Here is a 14,592-nt window from a genome sequence, read left to right as displayed (position 1 = left end):
GAGACCAGGCATGCGTGCTCGATCAGGATGGTTGTTGCTCATGGGTCTGTTGCTGGCCGCGCCAGCGGGCGCACAGCAGGTGCCGCCCCCGCTGCGCGACTGGCAGGACTGGGTGCTGCACGACGTGCCGGCGCACGCCTGCCCGCGGCTGGCGCACGCGCCGGGCGAGGGCGAGGCCTGGCAATGCGCCTGGCCGGGCCGGCTGGCCCTGACGGCCGGCGCGAGCGGGGGGCAGTTCTCCCTCGACGCCCATGCCGATGCACCGGCGTGGATCGCCCTGCCGGGCGATGCGCGCCACTGGCCGGAACAGGTGCGGCTGGACGGCCAGCCGGCCGTGGTGCTGGAGCGCGATGACCAGCCGATGGTGCGCGTATCACCCGGCGACCACCGGCTGCAGGGCCTGTTTCCCTGGTCGGCACGGCCGGCGCGCCTGCAGGTGCCGGAGTCGATCGGCCTGGTCGACCTCACCCTGGACGGCAAGCCGGTCGCACGCCTGCAGCGCGATGGCGACCAGCTGACCCTGGGCGAGGCGGCCGCGGCCCAGCGCGTGGCCGACGCGTTGTCGCTGCGCGTCGATCGCCGCCTGGCCGACGGGCTGCCGGCGACACTGGAAACCCGCCTGAGCTTCGACGTCACCGGCAGCGCCCGCGAACTGGTACTCGGGCCGGCGCTGCCAGCGGGGTTCATCGCCACCGCGCTGGACGGCGAACTGCCCGCGCGCCTGGAGAGCGACGGCCGCTTGCGCGTGCAACTGAAGCCCGGTCGCTGGACGGTCACCCTCGATGCCCGCGCCAGCGCGCCACTCGCGCGCGTCGCGACCACGTTGCCTGCGGCACCCTGGCCGCGGCAGGAGATCTGGAGCTACGCCGACGATCCCGACCTGCGCGGCAGCCATGCCGAAGGCCAGGCCACCGACGCGGCGCAGGCCGGCGTGCCGGACGACTGGCGCGAGCTTCCCGCCTTCGTGATGGACGGCCAGTCCACGCTCACCGTGCAGCCGGGTGAGCGCGGGGCAGGGCGGCACGATCGCCTGCACCTGTCGCGCCGCCTGTGGCTGGACTTCGACGGCAAGGGCCTGGCCGTGGACGATCAGTTGCAAGGCGAACTGCATCGCCAGCGACTGGAAGTCGGCGCGCCCTGGCAATTGCAGCGCGCCGAGCAGGACGGCGAGCCGCTGCTGGTCAGCCGTGGCAAGGACGGCCGCAGCGGCGTGGAGGTTCGCAGCGAGCAGCTCAACCTGGGCGCCGGGTTGCGGGTGCCCGCGAGCGGTGCCTTGCCGGTGACCGGCTGGAACGTCCCGCTGGAGCGCATCGACGCCACGCTGCAACTGCCGCCGGGCTATCGCCTGCTCGGCGCGCCCGGCGCGGACAGTTCGCCCGATTCGTGGGTGGCCCGATGGAGCCTGCTGGATGTGTTCGGCGTCGCGCTGATCGCCCTGCTGGCCGGCCGCCTGCTCGGCTGGCCATGGGCCGTGCTGGCTGCCGGCTTCCTGGCGCTGGCGCAGCACGAGCCGGGCGCGCCCCGCTGGACGCTGGCACTGCTGCTCGCGCTGGCGTTGCTGCTGCGGGCGCTGCCGGAGGGCCGTCTGAGCCGCACCGCAAATATCGCTGCCTTGGCGTCGTTCGCACTCGCCGCGCTGTGGACGCTGGCTTTCGCGGCGACGCAACTGCAGTACGCGCTGCACCCGCAACTCGAGCCACAGAGCCTTCGCGTCAACTTCGGCGAAGGAAAGCTGGACCAGAGCTACAACGTCGCGCCTCCCGGGCTTGCTCCCGCTCCTGCACTTGCGCCCCCCCCACCGCCGGTATCGGAGTCAGCGCAAGCGCTCGGCGCCATAACGGTCAGCGCGGCCAAGCTTTCGTCACTGGATGTGCCGACGGACCGCCGTAGCCTTGTCCAGGCCGGCCCGGGCATGCCGACCTGGCGCCTCGGTGGCAACTACCACCTGGGCTGGTCGGGTCCGGTCACGGCCCAACAAACCATGCGCCTGGTGATCGCGCCCGCCTGGCTTGTCAGCCTGCTGCGCGTGCTGATGGTCGCGCTGCTGGCCGCCTTGCTCGCGCGCGTGTTGCCCGCGCTGCTGGCCCCCTGGCGCGGGCGCTGGCAAGGCGGGCCCGGCATGGCATCGACGGCCCTGCTGGCGCTGGCGCTGCTGCCCTGGCATGCCCACGCCCAGACACTGCCGAGCCAGCCACTGCTCGACCAGCTTCGCCAGCGCCTGGTGGAGGCGCCGGCCTGCTCGCCCTCCTGCGCGAACCTGCCGGAGGCGCGCGTGGTAGTGGCCGGCGACACGCTGGACCTCACCCTGCAAGCTCATGCCGGTGCCACCATGGCGCTGCCGCTGCCGGCCACCACGCTGCCGCTGGTCGCGGTGACGGTCGACGGGCGACCAGCCGTGCTGGCGCGTCGCGACGACGACCAACTCTGGCTGCGGCTGGAACCAGGCGTGCACGATCTGGACTTGCGCTACAGGCTCGATGGCACCGACAGCGCGCGGCTGCGCTTCCCTCTGGCGCCGCAGCGCGTCACGCTGCAGATGGACGGCTGGACAGCCGACGGACTGGATACCGATCATCTGCTCGGCGACAGCCTGGCCTTCGATCGCCAGCGGGTCGCCGCCGGTGGCACGGCCGGCGCACCCGCGCAGGACTTTCCGCCCTACGTGCGGTTGACTCGCCATCTCGTGCTCGGCAACGAGTGGACGGTGCAGAACGAGGTCGAGCGCATTGCGCCGCAGGCCGGCGGCTTCAGCATCGCCCTGCCGCTTCTTCCGGGCGAGCACCCGCTGGATGCCAACGCGCCGGTGCGCGACGGGCATATCCAGCTCGCCTTCAACGCAGGCACGGACAGCGTCGAATGGACCAGCCGCCTGGACCGCGCGGCCCTATTGCAGCTGGCCGCGCCGGCGCTGGCCGAACGCGCCGAAGTGTGGGAAATCGATGCCGCACCGATGTGGCATGTCGATGTCAGTGGCGTGCCGGCGAGCGGCGGCGACGTGCCGCGCTTCCAGCCGCTGCCCGGCGAGCGACTCACGCTGGCACTCAGCCAACCGGTCGCCGTCGCGGGAGGCACCCTGGCGTTCGACCAGGTGGACTCGCGCAGCACGATCGGTGAACGGGCGACCGAGACCACCCTGCAGTTGCAGGCGCGCAGTACCCGTGGCGGCGAACACGCACTGGGCCTGCCGGCCGATGCCGAGCTGCTGCAGGCCAGCCGCGACGGCGAGCGCCTGCCGCTGGCCGTGCGCAACGGCACGCTGTCGCTGCCGCTGCTGCCGGGCACGCATCGGTACGAGCTGCGGCTGCGCGAGTCCGGAGGCGCCGCCTTGTGCACCCGCTCACCAGCGATCGCCCTGCATGCGCCGGCGGCGAATCTCGATACGTTCCTGCAACTTCCGCAGAACCGCTGGGTGCTGTGGACGTGGGGGCCGGGCGCCGGTCCCGCGGTGTTGTACTGGGCGCAGCTGATCGTGTTGCTGGCCGCGGCCTGGCTGCTCTCGCGCTACGCGCCCACGCCCTTGCGCTTCCGCCATTGGCTGCTGCTGGGCCTGGGTTTCTCCGCCTTCGCCTGGAGTGCGTACGCCGTGGTGGTGGCCTGGCTGATCCTGCTCGGACTGCGCGCGCGGGCCATGGTCGCCTCCTGGCGCGCCGGTCCGTTCGATCTGATGCAGGTGGGCCTGGCCCTGCTCACCGCGGTCGCGCTCGGCGTGCTGGTGGCCGCGGTGCCGGGCGGCCTGCTGGGACAGCCGGATATGCACGTCGCCGGCATGGGCTCGAGCGCGCTGCAACTGCACTGGTTCGCCGACCGCACCAACGACGCGCTGCCGCGGGCGGGCGTGTTGAGCCTGCCGTTGTGGACCTACAAGCTGACCATGCTGGCCTGGGCACTGTGGTTGGCCAATGCGCTGATCGGCTGGCTGCGCTGGGGCTTCGACGCCTGGTCGCGCGGCGGCTACTGGCGTCGCGACAAGCCCAGGCCCGTGATGCCACCGCAACTGCCCACCGCGGAGACCCCGCCCGATGCCTGAGGTGCGCCAACTGCTGGCCGAAGCCGCCACGCGCCTGGACGACCGCGCCGAGGCGGCCATCCTGCTTGCGCATGCGCTGGGCAAACCGCGCAGCTGGTTGCTCGCCCACGCCGACGATCAGGCCGACACGGCGGGCGCCGCGGCCTTCGCCGCATTGGTGGAACGCCGCGCCGCCGGTGAACCGGTGGCCTACCTCACCGGCCATCGCGGCTTCTGGACGCTGGATCTGGAAGTGACGCCCGCCACGCTGATCCCGCGACCGGAAACCGAGCTGCTGGTCGAACTGGCGCTGGCAAAGCTGCCGCGGGAGGGCGCGCCGCGTGTCGCCGACCTGGGCACCGGCAGCGGCGCCATCGCCCTTGCGATCGCTCGCGAGTCCCCGCACGCGCGCGTCCTCGCCACCGACGCCAGCGCCGCCGCATTGGCGGTGGCGCGACGCAACGCCGAAGCCAACCGCATCCGCAACGTCGGCTTTGCCGAAGGCGACTGGTTTGCCGCGCTTGGCGACGACCGCTTCGATCTGATCGTGTCCAACCCGCCCTACATCGCGGCCGGCGATCCCCACCTGGAGCGGGGCGACCTGCGTTTCGAGCCAGGCAGCGCGTTGGCCTCGGGAAGCGATGGCCTTGACGACATCCGGCGCATCGTGGCCGGCGCCCGGTCGCACCTGGCGGATGACGGGTGGCTGTTGTTCGAGCACGGTTGGGACCAGGGCGCGGCCGTGCGCGGCCTGCTCGAAGCGGCAGGCTATCGTGAGGTGTTCACGGCGCAGGATCTGGAGAAGCGCGACCGGGTGAGCGGCGGTCGAAGGGAGCGATCCTGACAGCACGGTCCGCGGTCGCGCGCAGGGTGCGCTCCCACGGGTTGGCGCTCATGAAGTAGCGCCCCCGGGCGCGACCGACATCAACCCGCGCTGGCCGCGACGCTCGCCAGTTGCGGGAACCGCGCGCGGATCGCGTTGCGGATGCCCGGCAGGTCCAGCCCGGCCATCGAGAGCACTTCCTCGCGGCTGCCGTGTTCCAGATAGACGTCCGGAAGGCCAAGGTGCAGTACCGGCTTGACGATGCCATGGGCGGCCAGGCACTCGGCCACGCCTGAGCCCGCGCCGCCGGCGATCGCATTGTCCTCGAGCGTGACGAAGGCATCGTGGGTCTTCGCAAGCTCCAGGATCATCGCTTCGTCCAGCGGCTTGACGAAGCGCATGTTGACGAGCGTGGCATCCAGCTCCGCCGCGACTACCGCGGCCGGCGCCAGCATCGCACCGAAGGAGAGGATGGCGAGGTTGCGGCCACGCCGGCGCAGCTCGGCCTTGCCGATCGGCAGCGTGTCCAGCTCCTTGCGCACGGCGGCGCAGGGGCCGGTGCCGCGCGGGTAGCGGATCGCCGCCGGTCCGGCGTAATCGAAACCCGTCGACAGCATCATGCGGCATTCGTTCTCGTCCGAAGGCGCCATGATCACCATGTTCGGCAGGCAGCGTAGGAACGACAGGTCGAAGCTGCCCGAATGCGTGGCGCCGTCGGGACCTACCACGCCGGCGCGGTCGATCGCGAAGGTGACGTCCAGGTTCTGCAGCGCCACGTCGTGGATCGCCTGGTCGTAGGCGCGCTGCAGGAAGGTCGAATAGATCGCCACTACCGGCTTGGCGCCCTCGCAGGCCATGCCGGCGGCCAGCGTTACCGCGTGCTGCTCGGCAATCGCCACGTCGAAGTAGCGTTCGGGATATTCCTTCGAGAAGCGCACCAGGCCGGAGCCTTCGCGCATCGCCGGCGTGATGCCGAGCAGCCGCTCGTCATGGGCGGCCATGTCGCACAGCCAGTCGCCGAAGATGTCGGTATAGGTCGGCTTGGCCGGCGCGTTCTTCTTCACTACGCCGGCGACCGGGTCGAACGGGCCGACCGCGTGGTATTCGATCTGCGCCTGCTCGGCCGGGGCGTAGCCCTTGCCCTTGGTCGTGATCACGTGCAGCAGCTGCGGCCCGGGCAGGTTCTTGACCGTGCGCAGCGCGCGCAGCAGGGCCGGGATGTCGTGGCCGTCGATCGGGCCGGTGTAATGGAAACCCAGTTCCTCGAACAGGGTCGAAGGCAGGAACATGCCCTTGGCGTGCTCTTCCCAGTTCTTGAAGAAGCGACCGAAGAACGACTGTCGCGGGATCGCCTTCTTGGCCCGCTCGCGCACGGCATTGAGTCGACGGCTGGCCATGGCGCGCGCCATCATCTTGGTCATCGCGCCGACGTTCTCGCTGATCGACATGCCGTTGTCGTTGAGCACGACCAGCATGTTGGGCTCGACATCGCCGCCATGGTTGAGCGCCTCGAACGCCATCCCCGCGGTCATCGCGCCATCGCCGATCACCGCCACCACCTTGCGGTCGTCGCCCTTGCGTTGCGCTGCGATCGCCATGCCCAGCGCGGCCGAGATCGAGGTGGACGAGTGGCCGACGCCGAAGGTGTCGTACTCGCTTTCCTCGCGGCGAGGGAACGGCGCCAGGCCATCCTTTTTCTTGATCGTGGTGATCCGGTCGCGCCGGCCGGTCAAGATCTTGTGCGGATAGCACTGGTGGCCCACGTCCCACACCAGGCGGTCGCGCGGGGTGTCGAACACGTGGTGCAGCGCGACGGTGAGCTCGACCACGCCCAGGCCGGCGCCGAAATGGCCGCCGGAGCTGGCAACCGATTCGATCAGGTACTGGCGCAATTCGTCGGCGACGCCGGGCAGTTCGGCATCGGGCACGCGGCGCAGGTCGTCCGGCGCCTCGATGTGGGCCAGGTGTGGATAGCGGGATGGATCGATCATCCGCATATTGTTGGCCCAGCCGCAGGGCGGGGCAAGGGCGGCGACGTGAACGAAACCGGGCGCCGTGCACACCGGGCACACGAAACCGCTCGCAAGCTGGATGCGACCCAAGGCCAGAGATGCCTCCATGTCCAAGCTATCGCAGGCCTTCCGCAGCTTCGCCGAAGCTACCGCCCGTTATTCGGGCAAACCCGCTGCCTTCCTGATCGCCGCCGCGGTCATCGTCGTATGGGCGATCACCGGGCCGATGTTCAGCTTCAACGACACCTGGCAACTGGTGATCAACACGGGTACGACCATCATCACCTTCCTGATGGTGTTCCTGATCCAGAACAGCCAGAACCGCGACAGCGCCGCCCTGCAGATCAAACTGGACGAGCTGATCCGCGCCACGCGGGCCCGCAACAGCCTGCTGGACGTGGACAACCTCGACGAGGAAGCGCTCGAGCGCATTCGGGAGAGCTACCGCAAGCTCGCCCACAACAAGGAAGAGGAGGCACGCCAGGCGAAACGGGCCGGCCACCGCGCCCGCGCCGAGGACGAGTCGGACGAGGCCTGCGAGGAGATCCGGGAGATCGAGCGCGAACTGGCCAAGGCCAGTGCGGATCAGGCGGACGCGGACGAGGATTCGGACGGGAAGGCGAAATCCGCCTAGCCCATCGCCCGTCGCCGGTCGCGCGGCAGGTGGTTGACCAGGAATTCCATCTGGTCGGCCAGGATGTTTCGGTTGGACAGGATCAGGTGTTCCACCCAGCTGGGCCGGTAGGGCACGGCCAGCAGCGGCATGTGGGCCTGCTGCGGGGTGCGGTTGGCCTTCCTCAGGTTGCAGTTGAGGCACGCGCTGACCACGTTCTCCCATTCGTCCTTGCCGCCGTGCGAGACCGGCTCGACGTGGTCGCGGGTCAGTTCGCCGCGGGAGAACTGGTTGCCGCAATACAGGCAAAGGTGGCGATCGCGGGCGAACAGCGCGGTATTGGTCAGCGCTGGCGCCGGGTCGATCGCGTGGTCGCGGCAATGGCCGGTGCTGGCGATGATCGGATGCAGGTCCAGCCTGCTGCGCTCGCCGCGGGCGCGGTTGTGGCCGCCGTGCACGGTCAGGCAGGGGTCGCCCAGCGTCCAGGCCACCGCTTCGCGCACGTAGAGGCACACGGCGTCCTGCCAGCTGATCCAGTCCAGGATCCGGCCGGCGGCGTCCAGCGACAGCACCCGGGTCGCATTGAGGTCCCGGCGTGGCACTTCCATCAGCATGCGGGTTCCTTCAGCCAGTTCATGAGATTCGGCGGAGGTGATGCAGCGATGCGCTCGTGTTTCGAGCATAGCCCAATTTCGCCGCCTCGCGCGCGGTAAGCATTTGACGCGCTTGGCAGATCGCCGTCGCCGCAGGCCATTCGCCCGGGCGCGTGGCCGCTGATATAGTCACGGATTCGCGACCCGACGCCGGGTTTGGGAGGGGGAGCCATCGGTGGCGACCCCGGCACGGCGGGGCAGAGGTAAGAAGACGTGGCTGAAGTACTTTTCTACGAGCGCCCGGTGCCGCTCAACCGCAACCAGCACAAGGACTTGCGCCTGAAGAGCATCCCGGGCGTGAAGTTCGCCGCCGCTGCGCACTCGGTGCCGCTGACGGCCGCGGAGTTCCCGATCGCCGCGCGCGACGTGCCGATCCTGTTCGCCGGCCAGAGCATCGAGGACGCCGGCCCGATGGCGCTGCTGGGCCTGCGCCAGAACGAGAACCTGCTGGTGGACGAGAACGGCAAGTGGGCGCAGGGCGTGTACGTGCCGGCCTTCGTGCGCCGCTACCCGTTCATCCTGGCCGAGAAGCCGGCGGGCGCCGAGGGCGACGACTTCACCGTGTTTCTCGACGAATCCTACGAGGGTTTCGGCAGCGATGAAGGCGAGCGCCTCTTCAAGGAAGACGGCACGGACAGCGAAATGCTGGCCAACGCCGTCGGCTTCCTGGGCGAGTTCCAGCAGCACGTGACGCGCACCCACGCGTTCATGGAACAGCTGCGCAAGCACGACCTGCTCGAGCCGCGCAACATCCGCCTGGAGAAGGACGGCAACGCGATCAACCTCAACGGCCTGTTCGTGGTCAACGAGGAAAAGCTGCGCCAGCTCGACGAGAAGACCGCGCACGAGTTCCTCAAGGAAGGCGTGATGGGCTGGATCTACGCGCACCTGCTGTCGCTGCCCAACATCGATCGCCTGGTGCAGCGCCTGGACCAGCGCGAGCGGGCGAAGGCCTGAAGTCGGACAAGCGCCGGGGCCGCCCTGCCGGACGGCCTTAGAGAGCGCTAAGCACGTTCTGCAAGGATGGCGCCCATGCGCCATCCTTTTTTTTGCCTGGCCGCCGGCGCCGCGGTGGTGACCATGTTGGCAGGCTGTGCCACTTACCGCCCTGCGCCGGTCGACCCGGTCGCGACGCGTGCGCAGTGGCAGGCACGCCGGCTGGATGATCCGGCCCTCGCCGCGCAGTTGCGACCGTGGTTGCCGGCGCGCGATCAGGGGCAATGGCCACCCGCGCGTTACGGTCGCGCCGAACTGGTACTCGCGGCGTTCGCGCTCAATCCGGACGTCGCCGAGGCGCGGGCGCACCTGGCCGAGGCCAGCGCCGCGGTGCAGACGGCGGGCGTGCGCGCCAATCCGACGCTGGGGCTGGCGCTGGAACGCTACACCCAGGCGCAGGCCGGCAGCGCGCCCTGGTTGTGGGGCCTGAGCACGGACTTCCTGCTCGACGGCGGCCTGCGCCGGCGCCTGCGCGTGCAACTGGCCAGCCAGGGCGTGCGCGGCGCGCGGCTGGATTACGCCGGCAAGCTGTGGAGCGTGCGCAGCGCCGTGCGCGATGCATTGGAACAACAATGGATTGCCCGTCGCCAGGAGACCCTGGCCGCCCGCACGGTGGCCGCCGCCACCGCGCTGGAGCTGGCCGCGCGCCAGCGCGTGGCGTTGGGTGAAGACGCCCCGCAGGTCGCCCTGCTGGCCGTGCAGACGTTGGCCCAGGCTCGCAGCGAAGAGGCTGCCGCCACCCAGCGCGCCGCCAGCGCGCGGGCGCAACTGGCGCGTGCGATCGGCGTACCGATCTCCGCGGTGCAGGGGCTCGACCTGCGCTGGGATGATTTCGACCGGCCCGCCGCGCCGCCGACCGCCCGGTTGGACACGCTTGCCGACCACGCCCTGCTGGTGCGCAGCGACCTGGAGCGCGCGCTGGTCGACTACGCCGACCGCGAGACCGAACTGCACCAGCAGGTCCACGCGCAGTACCCGCAGCTCTCGCTCGGGCCGGGCTACACCTACGACCACGGCATCCGCAAGCTCACCTTCAACGCCAGCCTCAGCCTGCCCGTGTTCAACCAGAACCAGGGGCCGATCGCCGAGGCACGCGCGCGGCGTGAAGCGGCGGCGGCCCACGTGCGCGCGGTGCAGGCCGATATCGCCAGTGCCATCGACGCCGCGCGCTCGCGGCTGGCCGCGGCGCTGCCGGCGCTGGCGGCCGCGCGCGCGGGAGAGCAGGCCGCCGTGCGCGCTCGCGACCAGGCCGAACACGCATTCAAGCTCGGCGCCATCGACCGCGCTGCCCTGCTGGACGCACGCCTGGCCGCGCTTGCGACAAACCAGTCGGCGCTCACCGCGCTCGACGCCGCCTGGCAGGCCGAGGCGGCGCTGGAAGACGCCCTGCGCACCCCGCTGGATCCGACCGAGGCCGCGCTCCGGCCCGCCGTGGGAGATCGCCCATGAAACGCCTCGCACCGCTCGCCCTCCTGCTTGTCCTTGTCGGCCACGCCACGGCCACCGAACTGGACGCCGCGTCCCAGGCGCGGCTCGGCCTGCGCCTTGCCACACTTGCCGAAGGCCAGCAGGCGCCGACCACGCGCGCGGTCGCCGACGTGCTCGACCCGGTGCCGCTGGCCAAGGCCATCGACGACCTCGAGGCGGCGCGGGCGGCGGCGCAGGCCTCGCATGCGGAGCTGGCGCGCACGCAGGCGTTGCTCGCCGCCGCGGGCAACGCCTCGCGCAAGGCGCTGGAGGCGGCGCAGGCGCAGGCGACCGCCGACCAGGCGCGACTGCGCGAGGCGCGCGTGGCACTGCGCAGCGCATGGGGCGACGATCTCGCCGACATGGCCTCCGCACACCGCGACCGTCTGCTCGACGCACTCGTGGGAGGCCGCCAGGTGCTGCTCAAGGCCGAGCCGCTGGGCCGTCCCGACGGAACCTTGCAGGTGCGCGCCGCCACGCTGCAGCTGCCGCACGGCGCCGACGTTTCCGCGCAGGTGCTCGGCCGCCTGCCACGCAGCAGTTCGGGACTGGCCGCCGGCTGGCTGCTGCAGGCCGATGCCGGTCCGCTGGTGCCCGGCATGGTGCTGACCGTGAACCTGCACGGCGAGGGCAAGCCGCTGCGCGGCGTGCTGCTGCCGCGCGCGGCGATCGTGCGCTGGAACGGGCTGGACTGGGCCTACGTCGCCACCGGAACCACGCAGTTCGAACGCCGCGCGGTGCACCCGCGGGCGATGACCGCGGCCGGCTGGCTGGTCGGTTCGCCGTTCAAGCCGGGCGAGCGCGTGGTGGTGCAGGGTGCCGAGGCGCTGGTCGCGGTCGACGCCGCGCCGGTAGCGGGCAGCGCCGCCGACGCCTCGGACGACTGACGCCGTGCTCGTCGCCATCGTCCGCAGCGCGTTGCGCGCCGCCGGCTGGGTGGTGCTGCTGGCCGTGCTGGTGTTGGCGCTCGGCGTGCAGCGGCTCATCGACGCCCGCTACGACGTGTTTCCCGATTTCGTGCCGGCACAGGCCACCGTGCAGGTGGAGGCACCGGGCTTCACCGCGCTGCAGGTCGAGCAACGCGTCACCCAGCCGATCGAGAACGCGGTCAACGGAACCACGGCCGTCGACGTGGTGCGTTCGCAGTCGATCCAGGGCCTGGCGGTGATCGACGTGGTGTTCAAGGAAGGCAGCGATCCGTTCCGCGATCGCCAGCTGCTGGCCGAGCGGGTCGGCGAGGCGGCCGCCAACCTGCCGGCCGGTGTCGATGCGCCGTCGTTGAGCCCGATGACGTCCTCGACCATGGACCTGCTCAAGATCGGCCTGGTCAGTGATCGGCTCGATCCGCTGGCCCTGCGCGATCTTGCCGACTGGACCGTCAAGCCGCGCCTGCTCGCCGTGCCCGGCGTGGCCGACGCGATCGTGTTCGGCGGCGGCGTGCGCGAATGGGACGTGCGCGTGCATCCGGACCGCCTGGCCGCCTACGGCCTCACCCTCGAAGACGTGCGCGCGGCTGCCTCCGCCGCCAGCGGCGTGCGCGGCGCCGGCTACATGGACACGCCCGACCAGCGTGTGGTGCTCGAAGCCGATGGCGGCCTCGCCGACCCGGCGCAACTGGGCCGCACCGTACTGACTCGCCATGCCGGGCGCAACGTCACCCTGGCGGACGTGGCCAGCGTCGGCGTCGGCGCCGCGCCGGCGTTCGGCGACGCACGCATCGACGCACGTCCGGGCATCCTCATCGCGATGACCAGCCAGTACGGCAGCAATACGCTCGAAGTCACGCGCGCGGTGGAAAGGGCGCTGGACGATCTCAAGCCCATGCTCGGCGGCCAGGGCGTCACGCTGGTGCCGGCGCTGCATCGCCCGGCGACCTTCGTCGAGGTGGCGCTTGCCAACATGCGCGATGCGCTGGCCTTCGGAGCCGCGCTGGTATTGCTGGTGCTGGTGCTGTTCCTGAAGGACTGGCGCACGGCGCTGATTTCCTTCGTCAGCATCCCGCTGTCGCTGGCGCTGGCCGTGCTCGCGCTGCGCTGGTTCGGCTGGACCATCAACACGATGACGCTGGGCGGCCTGGCGGTGGCGTTGGGCGTGGTGGTGGACGACGCGATCATCGACGTGGAGAACATCGACCGGCGCCTGCGCACGGCGGGCGACGGGATACCGCGCATCGACACGGTCCTGGCCGCCTCGCTGGAAGTGCGCCGGCCGGTGGTGCTGGCCACCGTGGTGGTCGGTCTGGTGTTCGTGCCGATCCTGTTGCTGCCGGGCCTGCAAGGCAGTTTCTTCGCACCGCTGGCCGGTGCATTCCTGCTGGCCACTTTCGCGTCGCTGCTGGTGGCGCTGACGGTGACGCCCGCGCTGTGCCTGTGGCTGCTGCGCCCGGGTCGCCGCCATCGCGAGCCGCGCTGGCTCAAACGCACCAAGCTCGCCCAGCACCGCCTGCTCGAGCGCGCGCTGCCGCATGGTGGCGCGCTGCTGGCGGCCGCGCTGGTCGTCGGCGCGCTGGCGGTGGCGGCATTGCCGTTCTTCGGTGCCTCGCTGCTGCCCGAGTTCCGCGAGGGGCATTTCGTGCTGCAGCTGACCGGACCTTCGGGCGCCTCGCTGGCGGAGATGGACCGCATCGGCGAACGCATCAGCCGCGGCGTGCTGGCGATCCCCGGCGTGGCCAGCGTGTCGCTGCAGATGGGCCGCGCCGAAGCGGTGCAGGACACCTGGCCGCCCAACCGCGGCGAGCTGCACGTGGAGTTGAAGCCGGACCTGGCGGCTGACGCGCAGGTGCGCATCGAGAACGCGCTGCGCAAACTTCTGGACGGCTATCCGGGCCTGAGTTCGGAAGTGGTGACCTTCCTCGGCGACCGCATCAGCGAATCGCTCTCGGGCGAAACGGCACCGGTAACGCTGAGCCTCTACGGCTCCGACCTGGATCGCCTCGACACGCTGGCGGCGAAGGCGCAGTCCATCGTAAGGGCCGTTCCCGGCGCCGGCAGCGTGCGGCTGGCCGAATCGGCCGACGTGCCGACCTTGCGCATCGCGCCCGATCCGGACCGGCTTTCCGCCCGCGGCCTGCGCATGACCGACGTGCTGGATGCCGTGGCCGCCGCTCACCAGGGCGTGGTCGTCGGCGAGGTCTACCGCGGCGTCCAGCCGGTGGCGATCCGGTTGACTCTCGACGACACAGCCGTGCGCGACCCGGAGGCCGTCGGCGCGTTGCTGCTGCCGGCCGCCGACGGCCAGAGCGTGCCGCTGTCGGAGGTCGCCACGGTCGACCTGGTCAAGGGTCGCGCCACCGTGCAGCACGAAGGCGGCCGGCGCCGCCTCGTGCTGGCGGTGACGCCGGCCACGTCCGACGTGGTCGGCTTCGTGGCGCACGCCCGCGCGAAGCTGGACCGGCAACTGAAGCTTCCGGCGGGCTACTACGTCGAGTTCGGCGGCGCCGCCGAGGGCGCGGTAGCCGCGCAACATGCGTTGCTGTTGCACAGCGCGCTCGCGGGCGCCGCGATCATCGCGCTGTTGCTGCTCTCCTTCCCCGACCGGCGCAGCGTGGCACTGATCCTGGCCAACGTGCCGTTCGCGCTGGTCGGCGGCGTGATCGCCGCAGCGCTGGCCGGCGGTGTGCTGTCGATCGGCGCCCTGGTCGGCTTCGTCACCCTGTTCGGCATCGCCGCGCGCAACACCATCCTGCTGATCGCCCACTACGAGCACCTGGTCGCCACCGAAGGCGCGCACTGGAACCGCTACACGGTGCTGCGCGGCGCGCGCGAGCGGCTCACGCCGATCCTGATGACCGCGCTGGTCACCGCGTTGGGCCTGCTGCCGCTGGCGCTGGGCAGCGGCGAGCCGGGGCGCGAGGTGGAGGGGCCGATGGCTATCGTGATCCTGGGCGGCCTGCTCACGTCCACCGTGCTCAACCTGCTCGTCATGCCGGCGCTTGCTGGCCGCTACCTGCGACCTGCCACCCCGTCCAGTCCGGCGTAGGGGCTTCGGCCACCATCGGACGTCCGTGGTGGGCCGAAGCCCCC

9 protein-coding genes are annotated in these 14,592 nt (G+C 71.1%); 7 read left to right on the top strand and 2 right to left on the bottom strand.

The features are described 5' to 3' along the window. The first annotated feature begins 10 nt into the window (after positions 1-10). Positions 11-4,027, top strand: coding sequence for a hypothetical protein (locus ACFWZ4_RS13735; protein ID WP_439705242.1), 4,017 nt, complete (start codon positions 11-13; stop codon positions 4,025-4,027). Beyond that, complete coding sequence (prmC, locus tag ACFWZ4_RS13730; protein ID WP_439705241.1) at positions 4,020-4,850, top strand: peptide chain release factor N(5)-glutamine methyltransferase; 831 nt, start codon at positions 4,020-4,022, stop codon at positions 4,848-4,850. Before ACFWZ4_RS13735 ends, prmC begins: the two co-directional genes overlap by 8 nt. An 80-nt stretch (positions 4,851-4,930) precedes the next feature. Here prmC and dxs read toward each other — a convergent pair whose 3' ends face one another. Beyond that, entirely contained in the window at positions 4,931-6,820 is a 1,890-nt protein-coding gene (gene dxs, locus ACFWZ4_RS13725) for a 1-deoxy-D-xylulose-5-phosphate synthase (protein ID WP_439705240.1), read from the bottom strand. Positions 6,821-6,947: 127 nt separating this feature from the next. On the opposite strand from dxs, the gene ACFWZ4_RS13720 reads away from it, so the two are divergent. After that, positions 6,948-7,475 carry a low affinity iron permease family protein gene (locus tag ACFWZ4_RS13720; protein ID WP_439705239.1) on the top strand — a complete coding sequence of 176 codons (528 nt, stop codon included), beginning with the start codon at positions 6,948-6,950 and terminating at the stop codon, positions 7,473-7,475. On the opposite strand, the gene ACFWZ4_RS13715 is transcribed toward ACFWZ4_RS13720, so the two are convergent. Next, positions 7,472-8,068: an HNH endonuclease gene (locus tag ACFWZ4_RS13715; RefSeq protein WP_231323649.1), complete on the bottom strand. Its 597-nt coding sequence runs from the start codon at positions 8,066-8,068 to the stop codon at positions 7,472-7,474. The genes ACFWZ4_RS13720 and ACFWZ4_RS13715 overlap by 4 nt on opposite strands. A gap of 252 nt (positions 8,069-8,320) precedes the next feature. On the opposite strand from ACFWZ4_RS13715, the gene ACFWZ4_RS13710 reads away from it, so the two are divergent. The 4 genes from ACFWZ4_RS13710 to ACFWZ4_RS13695 all read left to right on the top strand — a co-directional run bounded on the left by ACFWZ4_RS13710 (position 8,321) and on the right by ACFWZ4_RS13695 (position 14,548). Continuing rightward, positions 8,321-9,064, top strand: a complete 744-nt coding sequence (locus ACFWZ4_RS13710; RefSeq protein ID WP_439705238.1) for a SapC family protein — start codon at positions 8,321-8,323, stop codon at positions 9,062-9,064. A 75-nt stretch (positions 9,065-9,139) separates the two neighbouring features. Then, the gene (locus ACFWZ4_RS13705) at positions 9,140-10,552 is read left to right on the top strand and encodes a TolC family protein (protein WP_439705237.1); all 1,413 of its coding nucleotides are present in this window, start codon (positions 9,140-9,142) and stop codon (positions 10,550-10,552) included. After that, complete coding sequence (locus ACFWZ4_RS13700; protein WP_439705236.1) at positions 10,549-11,457, top strand: hypothetical protein; 909 nt, start codon at positions 10,549-10,551, stop codon at positions 11,455-11,457. The genes ACFWZ4_RS13705 and ACFWZ4_RS13700 overlap by 4 nt, the downstream gene beginning before the upstream one ends. A 4-nt stretch (positions 11,458-11,461) precedes the next feature. Then, a complete protein-coding gene (locus ACFWZ4_RS13695) occupies positions 11,462-14,548 on the top strand; it encodes an efflux RND transporter permease subunit (protein WP_439705235.1) in 3,087 nt (1,028 codons plus the stop codon). Positions 14,549-14,592: the final 44 nt, after the last annotated feature.

Source organism: Frateuria sp. GZRe12 (assembly GCF_051900535.1).
Taxonomy (GTDB): Bacteria; Pseudomonadota; Gammaproteobacteria; order Xanthomonadales; family Rhodanobacteraceae; genus Frateuria_A.
The sequence above is the reverse complement of the archived record's forward strand: the minus strand, read 5'-3'. Positions and strand labels throughout refer to the sequence as shown.